General features: G+C 72.9%; 15 protein-coding genes. 5 read left to right on the top strand and 10 right to left on the bottom strand.

Going from position 1 to position 18,308, the window contains the following annotated elements; genetic code table 11:
• Nucleotides 1-147 precede the first annotated feature (147 nt).
• The 8 genes from ACSC1Q_RS37655 to ACSC1Q_RS37690 form a co-directional block, all read right to left on the bottom strand.
• Nucleotides 148-609: a cupin domain-containing protein gene (locus ACSC1Q_RS37655; RefSeq protein ID WP_386161549.1), complete on the bottom strand. Its 462-nt coding sequence runs from the start codon at nucleotides 607-609 to the stop codon at nucleotides 148-150.
• Nucleotides 609-1,127 carry a flavin reductase family protein gene (locus ACSC1Q_RS37660; RefSeq protein WP_436763511.1) on the bottom strand — a complete coding sequence of 173 codons (519 nt, stop codon included), beginning with the start codon at nucleotides 1,125-1,127 and terminating at the stop codon, nucleotides 609-611. The genes ACSC1Q_RS37655 and ACSC1Q_RS37660 overlap by 1 nt, the downstream gene beginning before the upstream one ends.
• A 116-nt stretch (nucleotides 1,128-1,243) precedes the next feature.
• Complete coding sequence (locus ACSC1Q_RS37665; RefSeq protein ID WP_436763512.1) at nucleotides 1,244-2,335, bottom strand: LLM class flavin-dependent oxidoreductase; 1,092 nt, start codon at nucleotides 2,333-2,335, stop codon at nucleotides 1,244-1,246.
• 11 nt (nucleotides 2,336-2,346) lie between these two features.
• Complete coding sequence (locus ACSC1Q_RS37670) at nucleotides 2,347-3,684, bottom strand: ABC transporter ATP-binding protein (RefSeq protein ID WP_436763513.1); 1,338 nt, start codon at nucleotides 3,682-3,684, stop codon at nucleotides 2,347-2,349.
• The gene (locus ACSC1Q_RS37675) at nucleotides 3,681-4,697 is read right to left on the bottom strand and encodes an ABC transporter ATP-binding protein (RefSeq protein ID WP_436763514.1); all 1,017 of its coding nucleotides are present in this window, start codon (nucleotides 4,695-4,697) and stop codon (nucleotides 3,681-3,683) included. Before ACSC1Q_RS37675 ends, ACSC1Q_RS37670 begins: the two co-directional genes overlap by 4 nt.
• On the bottom strand, nucleotides 4,687-5,622 hold the full coding sequence (locus ACSC1Q_RS37680; RefSeq protein ID WP_436763515.1) for an ABC transporter permease: 936 nt from the start codon (nucleotides 5,620-5,622) through the stop codon (nucleotides 4,687-4,689). The genes ACSC1Q_RS37675 and ACSC1Q_RS37680 overlap by 11 nt, the downstream gene beginning before the upstream one ends.
• Entirely contained in the window at nucleotides 5,619-6,542 is a 924-nt protein-coding gene (locus ACSC1Q_RS37685; protein ID WP_436763516.1) for an ABC transporter permease, read from the bottom strand. Before ACSC1Q_RS37685 ends, ACSC1Q_RS37680 begins: the two co-directional genes overlap by 4 nt.
• A 185-nt stretch (nucleotides 6,543-6,727) precedes the next feature.
• The gene (locus ACSC1Q_RS37690; RefSeq protein WP_436763517.1) at nucleotides 6,728-8,260 is read right to left on the bottom strand and encodes an ABC transporter substrate-binding protein; all 1,533 of its coding nucleotides are present in this window, start codon (nucleotides 8,258-8,260) and stop codon (nucleotides 6,728-6,730) included.
• A 133-nt stretch (nucleotides 8,261-8,393) separates the two neighbouring features.
• Between ACSC1Q_RS37690 and ACSC1Q_RS37695 the strand changes: the two genes are divergently transcribed.
• The 3 genes from ACSC1Q_RS37695 (at nucleotide 8,394) to ACSC1Q_RS37705 (ending at nucleotide 11,521) form a co-directional block, all read left to right on the top strand.
• On the top strand, nucleotides 8,394-9,218 hold the full coding sequence (locus ACSC1Q_RS37695) for an IclR family transcriptional regulator (protein WP_436763518.1): 825 nt from the start codon (nucleotides 8,394-8,396) through the stop codon (nucleotides 9,216-9,218).
• 138 nt (nucleotides 9,219-9,356) lie between these two features.
• Complete coding sequence (locus ACSC1Q_RS37700) at nucleotides 9,357-10,415, top strand: LLM class flavin-dependent oxidoreductase (protein ID WP_436763519.1); 1,059 nt, start codon at nucleotides 9,357-9,359, stop codon at nucleotides 10,413-10,415.
• Nucleotides 10,416-10,558: 143 nt separating this feature from the next.
• A complete protein-coding gene (locus ACSC1Q_RS37705) occupies nucleotides 10,559-11,521 on the top strand; it encodes an endonuclease/exonuclease/phosphatase family protein (RefSeq protein WP_436763520.1) in 963 nt (320 codons plus the stop codon).
• Nucleotides 11,522-11,591: 70 nt separating this feature from the next.
• Here the strand turns inward: ACSC1Q_RS37705 and ACSC1Q_RS37710 are convergent, their stop codons facing one another.
• The gene (locus ACSC1Q_RS37710) at nucleotides 11,592-12,875 is read right to left on the bottom strand and encodes an MFS transporter (protein WP_436763521.1); all 1,284 of its coding nucleotides are present in this window, start codon (nucleotides 12,873-12,875) and stop codon (nucleotides 11,592-11,594) included.
• A 171-nt stretch (nucleotides 12,876-13,046) separates the two neighbouring features.
• Nucleotides 13,047-13,925, bottom strand: coding sequence for a GntR family transcriptional regulator (locus ACSC1Q_RS37715; RefSeq protein ID WP_436763522.1), 879 nt, complete (start codon nucleotides 13,923-13,925; stop codon nucleotides 13,047-13,049).
• Nucleotides 13,926-14,349: 424 nt separating this feature from the next.
• On the opposite strand from ACSC1Q_RS37715, the gene ACSC1Q_RS37720 reads away from it, so the two are divergent.
• Nucleotides 14,350-16,212 (top strand): ABC transporter ATP-binding protein, encoded by a 1,863-nt coding sequence (locus ACSC1Q_RS37720; RefSeq protein ID WP_436763523.1) that lies wholly within the window; start codon nucleotides 14,350-14,352, stop codon nucleotides 16,210-16,212.
• 2 nt (nucleotides 16,213-16,214) lie between these two features.
• On the top strand, nucleotides 16,215-18,104 hold the full coding sequence (locus ACSC1Q_RS37725) for an ABC transporter ATP-binding protein (protein WP_436763524.1): 1,890 nt from the start codon (nucleotides 16,215-16,217) through the stop codon (nucleotides 18,102-18,104).
• Nucleotides 18,105-18,308 lie beyond the last annotated feature (204 nt).

Genomic DNA, 18,308 nt, shown 5'->3' on the forward strand with positions numbered 1-18,308 from the left:
CGGCGAAGCAGACCGGCCGGAATCCTCCTCGGCGGAGCAGACCGGCCGGGATTTCCCTCGGCGAAGCAGACCAGCCGAAGGTTTCCCTCGGCGGAGCAGGCGGGCCGAGGGCGGGTGCGGACCTCGCGGTGGCGGCGAGGTCCGCCGTCATCGTGAGGTCAGGACCGGCCCCGTCCACGTGAGGTCGTCCAGATTGACCACGATGGCGTCCTGGGTGCTGCGGGCGATGACCACGATCGCCTCCAGCTCGGGGTCGGGGTTCTCCTCCCGGTGCGGGACGAAGGGCGGCACGAAGATGTAGTCGCCCGGTTCGGTGTCGATGCGCACCTCGACGGGCTCCTCCCCCTCGATGTCGGCGAAGACGAACGAGGGGTTGCCGCTGACGACGTAGATGGCGGTCTCGGACTCGCCGTGGTGGTGGTTCGCCGAGACGGTGGCGGGCGCCACGTGGGTCTGGCCCATCCACAGGCGGCTGGAGCCGACGGTGGCGCCGCTGATGGCCGCGCGGCGGCGCATGCCGCCGGTCTGGGCGGTCTCGGAGGTGAGGCCGCCGGGCGCGATGTGGTGCAGGCGGCGGTGGAACGGGTCCTCGGGAAGGACGATCGGCATCAGTCGCTCCTGGTTCGGTCGGAAGGGTGCGGCGCGAGCGCGCCGAAACTCCCATCGTGGTACAGCAGCGGGGGGTGGGCGGGATCGGTGTGCCCCTCCACGACCCGGCCCACGACCAGCCGGTGGTCTCCCGCGATGAACCGCTCCTGGGTACGGCAGAGCAGCCACGCGGCCGTCCCGTACAGCAACGGCTCCCCTCCGGGGAGAGGTTCCCAGCGGTCCCGGTCGGCGAACCTGTCGGCGCCCTTCGTGGCGAACAGCTCCGCCACGTCCCGCTGGTCCCCGGCGAGGATGTGGACGACGAACCCGTCCGCGTCGCGGATCGCGGGCCAGCTCGACGAGCCGACCGAGATGCCGAACGACAGCAGCGGCGGGTCGAGCGACATCGAGGTCAGCGAGGTCGCGGTGAAACCGGCGGGGCCGGGGGCGGTGACGACGGCGACCCCGGCGGCGTGTCTGCGGAAGGCGGACAGGAAGACGTCGCGCGGCTGCCCGCCGCCGACCGCCTCGGCGCTCATCGTGGTACCTCCCGTACCGTGTCCCGGATGATCGGTTCGCCGGGAGTGCCCTGCCCTGCCCGGCCGGACGCGCCCGGGCTGCTCGGGGCCCGGCCCCTTGGCCGCGCGGGTCGCGCTCACGCGCCCACGCCCGCGGGTTCGCGCCGCTCGGCCCCCTGCCGGAGCAGCGGGACCAGCCCGTCACCCCACCGCACGACGTCGTCCACCGGGTCGAAGCCGCGGATGAGGAAGGTCGTGACGCCGAGGTCGTGATACTTCAGCAGCGCCTCGGCGACCTGCTCCGGGGTGCCGACCACGGCCGTGGAGTTGCCGCCGGGACCGATCAGGTTGGTCACGCCGTACCAGAGCCGCTCGTCGTGCACCTCCCGCTCGGCGCCCTGCTCCTGGAGCCTGGCGGCCCCGACGGAGGTGGACTCGCTCTTCCCCGCGCTCCAGCGCAGCCCGCCGCCGGAGGTCCGCGCGGCGGTCGCCGCCCTGATCCGCTCGGCCTCCTCCCAGGCCTCGGCCTCGGTGGCGGCGACGATCGGCCGGGTGGACAGGCTGAAGGTGATCTCGCGGCCGTGCCTGGCGGCCTCCTCCCTGACGCGCCGGATCCGCTCGGCGGTCTCGGCCAGCGGCTCGCCCCACAGCATGTAGACGTCGGCGTGCTCGGCCCCGGTCTGGACGGCCGCCGGGGACGCCCCGCCGAAGTAGAGCGGGATGTCGGCCCTGACCGAGCTGTAGGCGCCCTCGAACCGGTAGAACTCGCCCTCGTGGTCGAACGGCTCGGCCGAGGTGAGCGTACGGCGCAGCACGGACATGAACTCACCGGTACGCCGGTAGCGGGCGCCGTGGTCGAGGAAGTCGCCGTCGCGGCGCTGGTCGGCCTCGTCGCCGCCGGTGATGTGGTGGATGGCGACCCGGCCTCCCCCGGTGAGCTGGTCGAGGGTGGCGAGCTTCCTGGCCACCACCGTCGGGGCGACGAAGCCGGGCCGGTGCGCGATCAGCACGCGCAGCCGCTCGGTGGAGTGCAGCACCGACGCGGCGACGGCGAACCCGTCCGGCGAGGAGGACCCGTAGCCGATCAGCACCCGGTCGAACCCGGCGTCCTCGTGAGCGCGGGCGAACCCGGCCAGGTAGGGGACGTCGATGGGCGGGCCGTCGACGAAGGACCCGTGGGTCTCCGAGAAGTCCTTCGTGCCGACCATGCCGAGAATCTCGATGGACATGCGTGCGCTCCTTAACGGGCGGAGAAACGGGGAACGGAACCGGCGACGGACTCGGGAGCGGGCCCGGCGGCGAGGTCCGGAACGGAGCCGGGGACTGAATCGGGAACAGATCCGGGAACGGACTCGGGAACGGGGTCGAGGACGGAACAGGCGACGAACCCGGGATCGGAACCAGGGTCGGGGCCGGGGATGGGGATGGGACCGGCGACGGAGCCGGAGCCAAGAACGGGAACCGGGACGCGCGGGGGCGCGGCGGCCCGCTCGGGCCAGGTGCCCGTGTGGTGGCAGGCGACCGCGCGCCCGTCCCGGACGACCGGCTCGGGGACGACCGAGCAGGCCTCGGTGACGAACGGGCAGCGGTGGGCGAAGACGCAGCCACCGGTCAAGCGAGTGGTGTCGGTGCCGGTCGGTGCCGCTCTCAGCCGCTCCAGGGAATGGCGGGCGCTACCGGCGACGCGCGGGGCCGAGGCGACGAGCAGCGCGGTGTAGGGGTGGCGGGGGTCGTCGAAGACCTCGCCGATCGGTCCCTCCTCGACGATCCGGCCCCGGTAGAGGACCGCGACCCGGTCGGCGACGCCCGCCAGGGAGCTGAGGTCGTGGGAGATGACGACGACACCGGCGCCGAGCCGCCCGCGCAGGTCGTCCAGGAGGCGCAGGATGTGGTTGCGGTTGGAGGCGTCCAGCGCGCTGACCGGCTCGTCGCAGATCAGCAGCGACGGCTCCGACACGATCGCGCGGGCGATCGAGACGCGCTGCCGCTGGCCGCCGGAGATCTGGCCGGGCGTCCTGGCCGCGAGGGCGGGGTCGAGGCCGACGAGCTCCAGCGCCGCCCGCACCCTGGCCGCGCGCTCGGCCGGGGGCACGCGCCGTACGGCCAGGCCCTCGCCGACGACGGTTCCCACGCTGTGGTCGGGGTCGAGTGAGCGGAGCGGGTCCTGGAAGACGAGCCGCACCTTCCCGGTACGGCGGTGCGCCCGCAACGCCCTCCCTCTCAGCGAGGAGATCTCGACGCCCTCCACCTCGACGGAACCCGAGTCGGGGCGGACCAGACCGACGACGGTCCTGGCCAGCGTCGTCTTGCCTGAGCCGGTCTCCCCCACGATCCCGACGATCTCCCCGGCCCGGACGGTGAGGTCGACGTCACTGAGGATCCGTACGGCGGGCCTGCCGAGCGACACGTTCACCCCCCGCACCGCCAGCAGCGGTGCGCCCACCACCGGACCGGTCACGAGGGCGCTCACGGGACCGGCCACGCCAACGGGACCGGTCGCGGAGACACTCACGGAACCGGCCGCCGAACCGGCCACGCTCACAGGACCGGCCGCGGAACCGGTCGCGGAGCCGGTCACAGGTCCACCTCCCGTGCTCCGGCGCCGACGGTCACCACGTCGCGACCGGCCGCCTCCGGGCGCAGGCAGCGGACCTCGCGCCCGCCGGGGTGGGCCGTGAGGGGAACGGGAGCCGCCGAGCAGGCCTCCTCGGCGAAGGCGCAGCGGGCGGCGAAACGGCAGCCCGGCAGGGAGGCGCCTACGGGTGGCGGCTGGCCCGGGATGACCTCCAGGGTCCGCCTGCCCCAGTCGCCGACCGAGGCGACCCGCAGCAGGGCCTCCGTGTAGGGGTGCCCCGGCCGGGCCAGGACCTCCCGGGCCGGCCCCGACTCGACGATCTCGCCGCCGTAGAAGACGACGATCCGGTCGCAGAGCGCCGCGATGACCGCCAGGTCGTGGGAGACGCACACGATCGACAGGCCGCGTTCGGCGCGCAACCGGGCGAGGAGTTCGAGCACCTCCGCCTGGACGGTCACGTCGAGCGCGGTGGTGGCCTCGTCGGCGATCAGCAGCTCGGGATCACAGGAGACGGCGATGGCGATCAGGACCCGCTGGAGCATGCCGCCGGACAGCTCGTGCGGATACTGGCCGTGGACACGGGCCGGGTCGCGCAGGCCCATCGCGTCCAGCAGTTCGACGGCGCGCTCGCGGGCCGGGCGCCGTCGCAGGCCGAGCTTCACCCGCAGCACCTCGGCGAGCTGGTCGCCGACCGGCAGGGACGGGTTCAGGTAGGAGGCCGGGTCCTGGAAGACCGCGCCGATCCTGCTCCCGCGGATCCCGAGCCACTCCCTCCGGCTCGCTCCCGTGAGGTCGTGGCCGCCGAACTCGATCTCGCCCGAGCTCACCGAGCAGCCGGGGGCCAGGGCGCCGAGGACCGCGCGGCAGGTGAGGGTCTTGCCGCTGCCCGACTCTCCGACCAGGCCGACGGCCTCGCCGGGGGCGACCTCGAAGGAGACGCCGCGCACGGCCTCGGCCCTGCCCCCCGAGACGGTCACGCGCAGGTCGCGCACGCTCAACAGCGCTTCAGCGGGCATGGAGCTCCTCGCTCTCGTCGATGCGGAGGCTTCCGGTGTGGGAACCCCCGGCACGGGAACTCCCGGCGCTCTCAGTGCTCCCGGTGCTCCCGGTGTGGGAGTCCTCCGTGTGGAGGCCGGTCGTGTCGCGTACGGCGTCGGCGAGGGCGTTGAGCGCGCCGACGGTCAGCATGATCACGAGGGCGGGCGCGAGCGGGGCCAGGGGGCGCTGGTGGAGGTAGCCCAGGTCGCTGGCGAGCATCCCGCCCCAGGTCGGGGCGGGGGGTTCGACCCCGATGCCGAGGAAGGCGAGGGAGGAGACGACCAGCAGCGCCGCCGCGGACGCCCCGGCCGCGGTCACCGCGACCGTCGGCAGCACCTTGCCCGCGATGTGGGTGCGCAGGACGCGGGAGCGGGACGCGCCGAGCAGTTCGGCCGCCTCGACGTACTGGGCCCGGGTGAAACCCAGTGCCGCCGTGCGGGTGACCCGGTAGAACACCGGCGCGAGCAGCAGCCCGATGGCGGCCATCGCCTGGTGCAGGCCGTTGCCGAGGATCCCGGCGACGGCGATGGCGAAGATGACGAACGGCAGCGTGAGCAGCGCGTCCACCAGCCGCATCGTCGTCCACTCGAAGACCTTGCCGAAGAACACCGAGGCCAGGCCGGGGATCGCGCCCAGGACGAGCCCGACGGCGACCGCCTCCGCCGCCCCGGCGACCGACAGCCCGGTCCCGGCGAGCAACCGGCTGAGCACGTCGCGGCCGAGGTAGTCGGTGCCGAGGAGGTGGTCTCCCGACGGCCCCAGCAGGCGCGACCCGGGGTTCTGCGCGATCGGGTCGTACGGGGCGAGCGGCCCGCCGAACACGGCGACGAGGAGCACGAGGGTGAGGACCGCCACGGACAGCTTGACGGAGGGCAGCCGCCACGCTCTGCGGAAGGCGCTCATCGCGCACCCCGCAGCCTGGCGACGGCCGTGTTGACGGTGACGTTGGAGACGAGCACCAGCGCGATGGTGGCCAGCAGCGCGCCCTGGATCACCGGGACGTCGTGCTTGAGCGCCGCCTCACCGGTGAGCTGACCGAGGCCCGGCAGGGCGAACACCGCCTCGGTGACCACCGCGCCGCCGATCAGGCGGGGGATGTGCATCCCGAGCACGGTGAGCGCCGGGCCCGCGGCGTTGCGCAGCGCGTGCCCGAACAGCACCCGCCCGGCCGGGAGCCCGCGGACCACCGCGCCGGTCACGTAGTTCTCCCGCAGCGCGGCCACCAGGCCGGTGCGGAGCTGCCTGGCGAGGTCGGCGGCGGCGTCGAGGCTGAGCGCGACCGCCGGGAGGGTGATCAGCCGCAGCCACTGGACGGGATCCTCGGAGAACGGCACGTACCCGCCGGAGGGGAACACCGGGACGATCACGGCGAAGACCACGATCAGCCCGATGCCGACGACGAACGCGGGCAGGGTGGAGGCGACCGCGCAGACGGCGGTCACGATCCGGTCGAACCCGCCGCCGTTGCTCACCGCAGCCCCGATGCCCGCCGCGCCCCCGGCGAGGACCGCGATGATCACGGCCAGGCCGGTGATCGACAGGTCGACGGGGAGGCGCTGCGCGATGCTCTCGGCGACCGGGATCTGGGTGAACCAGGATCGTCCCAGGTCCCCGGTGAGGGCGTCGCCCAGCCAGGTGACGTACTGCTCAAGGAAGGGGCGGTCGAGCCCGAACTCGTGGCTCATCCTGGCGATGTCCGCGGGGGTCGCGGTCTCTCCCAGTACGGCCGCCGCCGGGTTGGCGTCGCCGAGCGCGCCCAGCCCGTAGGTGATGAAGGTGGAGGCGAGCACCACGACCACCAGGGCGGCCGATCCGCGCGCCACCGCGCGCCACCGAGCCTCCCCCGCCGCCCGGCGTGCCCGGGAGGAGCCCGCCGGGCTCACCGGGCCCGCCGTCACGACGGACCGGCGAGCCTTCCCGTCCTTCCCGGCGGTCCCGGCTGTCCCGGCTTCCCGGGCGTCCTCCCCGGCTCCCCGCGCGGTCGCGGGGGCGCGTGATCCCAGCGCGGTCACGGGTTCGCCACCCGTACCCCGTCGAAGCGCTGCACCGCGAGGTTGACGGGAAGGTCGGAGACCTTGGGGCTGCGGGCGAAGATGCGCGGCGTGGTGTACAGCCAGACGTTGGGCAGCTCTTTGACCCCGATGGCGACCGCGTCCTGGACGGCCCTGGCGTAGCCGGGGTCGTCCGGCGGCGTGGTGCGGATCTTGTCGAACTGCTCAAGCAGCGCCTTGGGAGTGTTGCGGCCCGGGTTCATCAGGCCCTCGGGCCCGTAGACGACGCCGAGCGCCTGCAGCGGCGACTCGCGGCCGACGAACCCGTCGGGGGCGAGGGCCACGTTGTGCTGGACGTAGACGAGCTGGGTGTGCTGCGCCGGGGCGATGAGCTTGATGGTGGTCCTGATCCCGGCGGCCTTGAGCTGCTCCTGGACCTGCTCGGGCAGGCCCTCGGGGGTGGAGGTGGTCAGCGGGACGTCGACGCCGTCGGGGAACCCGGCCTCCGCGAGCAGCTTCCTGGCCCTGGCTGGGTCGTACGGGTAGAGGTTCTCCAGCTCGGGGTTGTGGCCGAGGTGGCCCCTGGGGAACGGCTGCGTGTTGACCTCGCCGACGCCGAAGCCGGAGGTCTCCAGCAGCGCCTTGCGGTCGACCGCGTACTTCAGCGCCTCGGTGACCTTGGGGTTGTCGAACGGCGCGATCCTGTTGTTGACGTCCAGGACCAGGACGGTCAGCGACGGCATGAGGTCGACCTTCAGCCCGGCCGCCTTGGCCGCGTCGATCTGGGCGGCGGGCAGCGTCGCGACGTCGAACTGGCCTGACTGGAGCCCGGCGACGACGGTGGCGGGCTCGGAGACGGTCTTCAGCTCGAACTTGGCCAGGTGGATGTTCGCGACGTCGTAGTAGGACGGGTTGCGGTCCAGGTTGGCGTGCGAGCCGGGGACGAGCTGCGTGAGGGTGAAGGGCCCGGCTCCCGCCGGTTTGGCGCCGACCGACTTGGCGTCCGCCTCGAAGACCCGGGGGTTGACGATCATCCCGGTCTTCCCCGCGAGCAGGTTGGGGATCTGGTGGTCGGGCCGGTCGAGCAGGATCCTGAACTCGGTGGGCGAGACGACCTCGACGTCCTCCACCCCGCGCAGCTGGGAGGCGATCAGCGAGTCCTTCTGGTCCCGGCCGCGCAGGAGGCTCCTGCGCACGGCCTCGGCGTCGAGCGGGGAGCCGTCGGAGAAGGTCAGCCCCGCTCTGAGGGTGAAGGTGACGTTCCTGCCCCCGTCGGCGTACTTCCAGGCGGTGGCCAGGCCGGGGACGGCGTCGCCCTTGCCGTCCAGGCGGGTGACGGCACTGTAGACGAGGGACAGGGCGTTGACGTCGTTACCGGCGCTGGAGGTGACTGGATCCCACGTTGTGGGAAGGGTCCAGCCCCACTTGAGGGTGCCCCCCTCGGCGCCTGAGCCGGTGGTGGCCGACTGGGTGCCGCCGCCACAGGCGGTCAACGCGAGAACGACCGAGATGAGCAGGGCCAGTGGTCGCAGAAGCCGACGGACAGGCATGACGGGGGTCCTCTCAGGCAGACGAGCCAGATCCCACATGGCAAGATCTTCATTCCACATAGTAGTAATACCCCAAAAACCCGTCAAGAGTGTAGGAAATAGGTTTTCGCCCTAAGCTGGGATGGTGGACCTGATGAAGCCGAAGCTCGAAGACCCCACCCGCAGGGGCACCCAGGCGATCGAACGCGCCATCGCGGTGCTGCGCGCGTTCGAGCGGTCGGTGACCCTCTCCCCCACCGAGGTGGCGCAGCGGCTCCACCTGTCGGTCAGCACCGCGCACCGCATCGTCCGCGCCCTGCACACGGCGGGCATGCTCGGCCAGGATCCGGTGACCGAGCGCTACCACCTCGGGATCACCACCGCCACCCTGGGCCGCCTGGCACTGGAACGCCTCGGCGCGACCACGATGCTTCCCGAGCTGGAGGCCCTGCGCGACCTGACCGGCGAGGCCGTCAACCTGGGTGTCCGCATCGGCGACGAGGTGGCCGTGCTGCTCCAGGTCCCCTCAAGACAGCCGCTCCGCTACGAGCAGGAGCCCGGCCAGCGCAACCCGATCCACGTGTGCGCGATGGGCAAGGCGCTCCTCGCCTTCGGGGACCCGCGGGTGGTCATGGAGGAGCCCTTCGCCCGCTACACCGACACCACGATCACCACCCGCGCCGGGCTGGAGGCCGAGCTCGACCGCATCCGCGCCCGGGGTACGGCCATCAACTTCGAGGAGCGCGTCCCCGGGGTCCGGGCCGTGGCCGTCCCGGTCCACGACGGCCACGGCAACGTGCTGGCCGCGCTGGCCATCCAGGGCCCCGCCGTACGGCTGGGCGACGACCGGCTCCCCGAGCTGACCGCACGGCTCGTCGCCACCGCCCAACGGCTCAGCTCCGGCCACGACCTCCACCCCGCCCCACCCGTGCACGCGTCACCCACACACGCCTCGCACGCCTCGGCGAGCGGCTCCTGATCCGCCTCCCCTCGCTTTCCGGCGTCCACCGGTCATGTCCATCCGCTCCGCCACCCGTAGCTCCGACGCGGGTCGCCGGCACCGTCCCGCGAGGTGGCCGGCAGAAATAAACCCCCGCCCGGCCTGGTTGCCGCCTGCATGGCTGATGACGACATCCGCGGGACGGTCCGCGGCTCCTCCGAGGTACCCCTGTCGATCCTCGAACTGGCGACCGTCGGTTCGGGAGTGACGCCCACCGAGACCCTGAGGGCGAGCACCGAGCTGGCCAGGCGTGCGGAGGAGTGGGGCTACCACCGGATCTGGGTGGCCGAGCACCACGGCATGCCGGGGGTGGCGAGTTCCTCGCCCGCCGTGCTGATCGCCCATCTGGCCGCCGCGACCAGGAGCATCCGGCTGGGGTCCGGCGGCGTCATGCTGCCCAACCACGCCCCGCTGGTCGTCGCCGAGCAGTTCGGCACCCTGCACGCGCTGCACCCGGGCCGGATCGACCTCGGGCTCGGCCGGGCCCCCGGCACCGACCCCGCCACGGCGAGGGCCCTGCGCGGGCGGCACGGCCTGGACGCCGACGACTTCCCCGAGCAGCTGGCCGAGCTGACGGCCTTCCTCGACGGCGCGTTCCCGCAGGGCCATCCGCTGGAGCGGGTCGTCGCGGTGCCCCGCTCGCCCGGGTCGGGCCGCCCGCCGATCTGGCTGCTCGGTTCCAGCGGCTTCAGCGCCCAGCTCGCCGGGATGCTCGGCCTGCCGTTCGCGTTCGCGCACCACTTCAGCGGTGACAACACCATCCCGGCCCTGGAGCTGTACCGGTCGTCCTTCGAGCCCTCCGCCGTCCTCGACCGGCCGTACGCGATGATCGGCGTCTCCGCGATCGCCGCCGAGACGCCCGGGCAGGCGCTGCGCCTGGCCCGCTCCGGCGGGCTGTCCATGCTGCGGCTGCGGCGCGGGGCCCCGCAGCCGATCCCCACGCCCGAGGAGGCCGAGAGCTACCCCTACAGCCCGATGGAGCGGGACTTCCTCGACGACCACCTGTCCAGGGTGGTGCTGGGGGACGCCGCCGGGGTGCGGCAGGGGCTGGAGGACCTCCGCAAGCGCACCGAGGCCGACGAGCTGATGATCACCACGATGGTGCACAGCCCGGCCGACCGGGCCCGTTCCTTCGAGCTCATCGCCCAGGCGTACGACCTCGTCGGCGGCTCCTGACCCGGGCACCCGCCACCGCTGCCATCCCGTCACTCGCCCAGGCAGTATTCGGTGAGGGCGCTGGGCCGGATATCGCGTGACCGCGCCGGTAAAGACCTAGATCTCCACCGAATCTGCACAGAAGACCGTTACGCTCCGGGTGCATGATCAGATCGAGATGGGTGGGCCTGCTGGTCTGGCTGCCGGTGCTGCCGTTCGCGGCCTGGGCGGTGCTCAGGGCCGGCGGATGGACCCCGGTCTGGCAGTGGGTCGCCCTGGTGGCGTTCACGCCGTACGTGGCGGTGGCCTCGGTGATCCCGCTGCTCCTGGCCCTGGGGCTGCGCCGCTGGGTGGCCGCGGCCCTCGCCCTGGTCACGAGCGCGGCGCTGGCGACGGCCGTACTCCCCCGGCACTTCGGCGACGGCCACCAGCCCGCCGCCGACGGGGGGCGGCTGCGGGTGCTCGCCGCGAACCTCGCCGTCGGCGCGGGTGACACCGACGTCCTGATGAGGCTCGTACGCTCCCTCGACCCGGACGTGCTGGCCCTCCAGGAGGTCACCCCGGCCGCGCGCGACCGCCTGGAGGCGGCCGGGTTGCGCGAGCGCATGCCCCACGTCGTGGACCGCGCGGTCGACGGGGTGTGGGGCTCGGGCGTCTACTCCAAGCACCCCGTCACCGAGAGGCCGCTGATCGCGCTGGGCAGGTTCCGGCAGGCGCGAGGGGTGGTCAAGCACCCGAGCGGCCACGAGATCGAGGTCGTCTCGGTCCACCCCTGCGCGCCCCGGTACGGCGAGAAGATCCCGTGCTGGGACGAGGGGCTGCGGGCGCTGCCCAGGGCGGGCGGGCAGCTGCGGGTGCTCGCCGGTGACTTCAACGCCACCCTCGACCACCGGCTGGTACGCGACCTGCTCGACAGCGGCTACCGCGACGCGGCCGACGTCACCGGGAACGGCCTGACGCCCACCTGGCCGCAGCAGGGCTGGGAACCCGTCCCCGGGGTGACGATCGACCACGTGCTCGCCGACTCGCGCATGGCGGTCAGGAGCTTCGGCGTCCACCGCCTCCCGCACACCGACCACCGCCCGGTCTTCGCCGAGCTGGGCCTGCCCCGCCTCACCAAGCGCTGACCCCGGCCCGGGGCCGGGCCGGCGAGCCCCCGAGCCCGCACACCGGCCCGGCCCCCTCTCACGGTTCGTCTCACGGGCCGCCGATCGGGGCCCGCGCGGTCGCGGACCTTCGCGAGCGGGACCCGCCGAGGAACAGGAGAAGGGCGAGGAGGGCGTACGGCACCGCGGCGGCGGTGAAGATCTCGGCATGGCCGGTCAGCGCCGAGGCCGCGGCGTAGCCGCCGTAGACGAGGACGGCGCCCAGCTCGGTGCCCAGCCCGGCCAGCGAGGTCACGGTGGCGCGGGCCGGGCCCGTGATGCTCTCCTGCAACCGCACGTCGGCCAGCACGCTCGCCATCTGGAAGACGCAGAAGGCCACCGCGATGGCGACGAACCCCGCCGCGACCCCGCTGAACGCGCCCGCGCCGAGTGCCAGCGCCCCGAACGCGAGGAGCGCGGCGAACTCCCGGTCCGTGAAGCTCCGCCCGGCCGCCGCGAGCACGCCACCGGCCGCGATCCCCACCGAGACCAGGACCACCAGGAGCGGCACGACGTGCGTGGCGACGCCGGTGCCGATCGCGAGCAGCGGGGTGTACTCCTCCAGCGAGCCCCACAGGGCCGTCACCGCCGGCACCAGCAGCAGCGCCCGGCGCGTCGGCCGGTCGGCGCGCGCCGCCCGCAGCCCCTCGCGCAGGATCGCGGCATAACCGCCCGCGGGCGCCTCCTCGTCGTCCGTACCCTCGACGGATCCCCCCTCGCTTCCCTGTACGGCTTCCTGTCCCGCGCGTGCGCTGTGTTCGGGGAAGGCCAGCGCGGCCACCGAGGCGAGCACGCACGCCAGGACGCTGCCGGCGGCGACCAGCGGGTAGCCGCCCATGGCGAACACCGGGGTGGCCACCGCCATGGACACCACGACGGCGCCCGTGCCGACCGCGCGGGCGCGGCCCATGATCGCGGCGTAGCGGCCGGCCGCGCCCAGGCGGTCGAGTTCGGTGTAGACCAGCGCCTCCAGCGCGCCCGACTGCAGCGCTCCGGAGGCGCCCCACAGGACGAAGCCCGCGGCGAACACCCAGTAGGAGGGGGCCGCGACCCACAGGCCGAAGCCGACGGCGGCCAGCAGCGGGGCCAGGGCGAGCAGCGCGCGCCGCGAGACGGCGTCGGCCCACACCCCCGACGGGACCTCCAGCGCGACGGAGGTGACCGACCAGATCGCCAGGAGCGAGGAGATCTCGGCGGTCGACAGACCTGTGTCGACGAACAGCAATGCGTAGAACGGGTAGAGCAGGACGAACTCATCAAGAAGGGTGTAGGCGTAGAGCGTCGCGGCCAGGCGCTTCGCACGCCCTCCGGGCGCGCGGTGAAAGGAAGTGGTCATGGGGTCCTTCTCGCGGGGACTGTGCGGACTCGGGATGCTCGGCATCTCCGGAGGTCCACGGCAGCTCGCGCCGGACCGACCGTTCGTTGAGGATCAATGTCGCCAGGTCATGGGGCAGACCCTACAGCCGCCCCGCCCACCACGGCCTCCCCTTTTTCCATCCGGGGCCGGTCAGAACTCGTCGTGCCCGGAGACCTGGCCGATCGGGAAGATGTGCCTGTTCGCGGCGCAGATGGTCTCCAGGACGTGGACGGGCACGTCCTCGTCGGAGTAGCCGGCGCGCAGGACCTGGACGACCCACTCCCCCGGTTCGAGCTCCAGGGTCTCGTACTCGAAGGATGTCGGCGGGCGGGCCGTCAGGTTCTCCTCGGCGTGGCCGAAGGTGTGGCCGAGGGCGACGAGTGCCGACTGGAGTGACGGCTTGACGAACCCGGGCTCGGCGAGGCGGGTGCCCGCGAACAGGTCCGCCCGGAAGTAGCTGGTGGCGATGCGCACCGGGACCCCGTCGGCCGTCATCATCTTCCGGCGGGCGATCACCTCGGCGCCGGGTTCGACGCGCAGGCAGGCGGCCACGTGATCACCGGCCGGTTCCGGGCCCACGTAGAGCATTCTGCGGTCCGGCGTGACGCCCTGCCTCTCCGCCTCGGCGAGGAACAGGGACGCGGAGGCCCGCACGGCGGGATCGGTCGGCAGCGTCCGCCGTACCAGGACCCTGGGCGCGCGGGCCGAGGACCCCCCGGGACCATGGAGCGCGGCCTCTCCGGCAGCGCGGAGCACGGGATCCTCGAAGGCGCGTGCCGGGGACTCCTCGGGAACGCGTGCCGAGGGGCCCTTTCTCGTCTGGGAGATACGGCCGGGGGACACGCCCAGGCGCGCCCCCACGTCCTCCAGGCTCATCCCGGAGTCACGGGCCTCGGCGATCGCCTGGCGACGCATCTTCGCCGCCTCCGCGACGAGGCCCTGCTCCTCGGTGATGAGACGGCTCAGCGCTCGTGCGCGCTCGATGGGGTCGCTCAGCTCGGAAACATCGCGCAACGTCTCCAGATCCATCGGGGTCCGCCTCCTCGCGCTCGACACCACCGGGGATTTTAGTCCCCCTATTTCGGCGCCGGGACAGCGCCCGTACCGGCGGGCCGGAAGAGAGGACCCGAAGGCCGCCCGGCGACGGCCACCGGGCCGTCGCACGTGCCCGTCCGAAACGCGGGCCGTTGACCCCGGGAGAGAACGCCCGGTCAACGGGCACCCTGGCCTGCCGGTTACAACATGGGGACCGTCAAATCAGTTGCCGACGCCACGCCCCGGTGCGGAAACTGAATGGTCACCCGTGTCACGCGGGTGGCGGTGATCCGACGGGGCGGCCACCGGGAGCGGTGGCACGGGAGAGACCGGTTACGAGGGGACGGCGTTCCGGCCTGCCATGCCCCGGACCGGCTCTCACCCCGTCAGAACACCGTGAGGAGCGTGCCGCCTGCCGATGCCCCCTGACACCGGAGCCACCACAGCCAGCAAGGAAAACAAGGACGACAACACAGACGACAACCCGAACACCCCCGCCACCGACCCGGAGTCCCCGGCCCCGCGCCCCCTCCCCTCGCGCCGCGCCAGGGCGGGCTCCCTGTGGCGGTTGAGGTCCTACCTCCGCCCGTACGTCGGCCGCCTGGTCGCCATCTGGGTGCTCTCCTTCGCCGCGGTCGCGATTGGCATCGCCATCCCGCTGATCGGCAGGGAGATCATCGACGGCCCCGTCGCCCGGGGCGACACCGGGGCCGTGCCTCCCCTCGCGCTGCTCGCCCTGGGGCTGGGCGTGGCCGAGGCGCTGCTCGTCTTCCTGCGGCGGTGGCTGCTGGCCGTCGCCGTCCTGGGCCTGGAGACCCGCATCCGCGACGACCTCTACGGCCACCTGCAGCGGCTGCCGATGGGGTTCCACGCCTCCTGGCAGTCGGGCCAGCTGCTGTCCCGGGCGACGACCGACCTGTCGACGATCCGGCGCTTCCTCGGCTTCGGCCTGCTCTTCCTCGTCCTGACCACCGTCCAGATCGCGGCGGTGACCGGGCTGCTGCTCCACATGTACTGGCCGCTCGGGCTGCTGGTCGTCGCCTCGGCGGTGCCGATCACGGTCACCACCCTGCGCTTCGAGCGCACGTACATCACCATCTCCCGCCGGGTCCAGGACGAGCAGGGCGACCTCGCCACGGTCGTCGAGGAGTCGGCGGCCGGCATCCGTACGATCAAGGCGTTCGGCCGGGGCCGGTACGTCTCCGGGATCTTCGAGGAAGGGGCGCTGAAGGTCTACCGGACCTCGATGGAGAAGGTCGGCCTGTCGGCCAGGTTCTTCACCTTCCTCGAAGTGATCCCGAACATCACCCTCGCGCTCGTGCTGCTGCTCGGCGCCCTGGCGGTCGGCTCCGGCACGCTGACGCTGGGCACGCTGGTGGCCTTCGCCACCCTGATGCTGCAGCTGGTCTGGCCCGTCTCCGCGCTCGGCTTCATCCTGACGATGGGCCAGGAGGCGATGACCGCGGCGGACCGGGTGATGGAGGTGCTCGACACCAAGCCGGACATCGTCGGGGGCACCGGCGCGATCGAGCGGCCCCGGGGGCACCTGCGCTTCGAGGGGGCGTGCTTCACCTTCCCCGGCGCCGGCGAGCCGGTGCTCCGCGACGTCTGGCTGGAGGTGCGGCCGGGAGAGACGGTGGCGGTCGTGGGCGCGACGGGTTCCGGCAAGACCACGCTGACCTCCCTGGTGCCCCGGCTGTACGACGTCGGCGCCGGCCGGGTCACGATCGACGGGGTTGACGTCCGCGACCTGCCGCTGCCCGAGCTGCGCTCGATGGTCGCCACGGCCTTCGAGGAGCCGACGCTGTTCTCGATGAGCGTCAGGGAGAACCTCACGCTGGGGCGGCACGACGCGAGCGAGGAGGAGATCGAGGAGGCGCTGCGGATCGCCCAGGCCGGGTTCGTCCACACGCTGCCGTGGGGGCTGGAGACCAGGATCGGCGAGCAGGGCATGTCCCTGTCCGGCGGCCAGCGCCAGCGGCTCGCGCTGGCCCGCGCGGTTCTCAGCCGTCCCAGGATCCTCGTGCTGGACGACACGCTGTCGGCCCTGGACGTCGAGACCGAGGCCCTGGTGGAGGAGGCGCTGCGGCACGTGCTGCGCGAGGCCACCGGGATCGTCGTCGCCCACCGGGCCTCCACCGTGCTCCTCGCCGACAGGGTGGCCCTGCTGCTGGACGGCACGATCGCGCACGTCGGCGGGCACCACGAGCTCATGGCGAGCGTGCCCGAGTACCGTGCGCTGCTGTCGGCCGACCCGGACGTCGAGGAGGCACGGCTGTGAGCGTGACCGAACCTTCCACCCAGCCTCCCGGACCCCCCGCCGAGGAGACCTCGAACGGGTCCCTGGAGTGGCGGGGGGTCGCGGCGGAGAACCAGGACGAGCTGTCGGCGCGGGTGTCGTTCCTGCTGCGCGACAGGTCCAGGCGGCTGCTCGGCGACCTGCTGCGCCCGTACCGCGGGGAGATCTTCCTGCTCGTCGCGATCATCGTGACCTGCAACGTCGCCTCGCTCGCCATCCCGTACCTGGTCAAGGTGGGCATCGACGCGGGCATCCCGCCGATGGTGGCGGGGGCGGGGCCGAGGACGCTGCTCACGGTCGTCGCGGCGATCCTGGCGGCGGCGGCCGTCCAGCTGGTGACCCGGCGGATCTTCCTCAGGATGGCCGGGCGCATCGGCCAGAGCATCCTGCTGGAGCTGCGGCGGCGGGTGTTCGCCCACTTCCAGAGGCTGTCGCTGTCGTTCCACGAGGACTACACCTCGGGCCGGGTCGTCTCCCGGCTCACCTCCGACATCGACGCCATCTCCGAGATGCTGCAGTCGGGGTTCGACGACCTCGTCACCGCCGTGCTGACGCTGGTCGGCACGGCGGTCCTGCTGCTCGTCCTGGACGTCCACCTCGGCGTGGTCGCGCTGCTGCCGCTGCCGGTGCTGATGCTGTTCACCGGCTGGTTCCGGCGGCAGTCGAGCATCGTCTACCGCAGGACCCGGGAGACCGTGGCCCTGGTGATCGTGCACTTCGTGGAGTCGATGGCCGGCATGCGCGCGGTCCAGGCGTTCCGCAGGGAACCTCGTAACCAGGAGATCTTCGCCCAGCTGAACGCCGACTACCGCGACGCCAACCAGCGGAGCATGCACCTGATCGCGATCTTCTCTCCGGGGGTCAAGCTGATCGGGAACGTGACGGTCGCGGCCGTCCTGCTCTACGGGGGCACGCTGGCGATCCAGGGCGAGGTCACGGTGGGCGTGCTGGCCGCCTTCCTGCTCTACCTGCGCCAGTTCTACGAGCCGATGCAGGAGATCTCGCAGTTCTACAACACGTTCCAGTCCGCCGGGGCGGCGCTGGAGAAGCTCTCCGGCGTGCTGCAGGAACGTCCCGTGGTGGCCGAGTCCGGCGACCCGGTGACGCTGGAGCGGCCACGCGGGCGGATCGAGTTCCAGGACGTGGAGTTCTCCTACCTGGACGGCACCCCCGTGCTGCCCCGGCTGGACCTGACGGTCCCCGCCGGGCAGACCGTGGCGCTGGTCGGCACCACCGGGGCGGGCAAGACCACGCTGGCGAAGCTGGTCTCCAGGTTCTACGACCCGGTGGCGGGCCGGGTGCTGCTGGACGGGGTCGACCTGCGCGACCTCGGCGAGGAGTCGCGGCACGCCGCGGTGGTCCTGGTCACCCAGGAGAACTTCCTGTTCAGCGGGTCCGTGGCGGACAACATCAGATTCGGCCGGCCGGGCGCGAGCATGGCCGACGTGGTGGCGGCGGCCCGCTCGATCGGCGCCGACGCGTTCGTCTCCGCGCTTCCCGAGGGGTACGACACCCAGGTCGGCAAGCACGGCGGCCGGCTGTCGGCCGGGCAGCGGCAGCTGGTGGCGTTCGCCAGGGCGTTCCTGGCCGACCCGGCGGTGCTGATCCTCGACGAGGCGACGTCCAGCCTGGACGTCTCCAGCGAGCGGCTGGTGCAGCGGGCGATGCGGACGGTCCTGGCGGACCGGACGGCCCTCATCATCGCGCACCGCCTGTCGACCGTCGAGATCGCCGACCGGGTGCTGGTGATGGACGGCGGCAGGATCATGGAGGACGGCCCGCCCGGCGAGCTCGCCGGGCGGGCGGGCCGCTACGCCGACCTGCACCGCGCCTGGCTCGACAGCATCTCCGACCACCGCGACGTCCCCGGCTGACCCACCCGGCGGCCGGACCCGGAGTTCGGTGTCCGAAATCTCGGGCACCGAATTCCGGCTGACCCTGAACCCCCGCGACAAGGTCCGCGTATCTCAGGACGGAACGGCACGAATGATCCTTCCCACCCGCAGGAAAGGGGCAGTGATCTCGATGAGCACCCGGCGGTCGCGCAAAAGACGGTCTCTGACCGCCGCCTTGCTGGT

Source organism: Streptosporangium heterodermiicola, from assembly GCF_051390675.1.
GTDB lineage: Bacteria > Actinomycetota > Actinomycetes > Streptosporangiales > Streptosporangiaceae > Streptosporangium.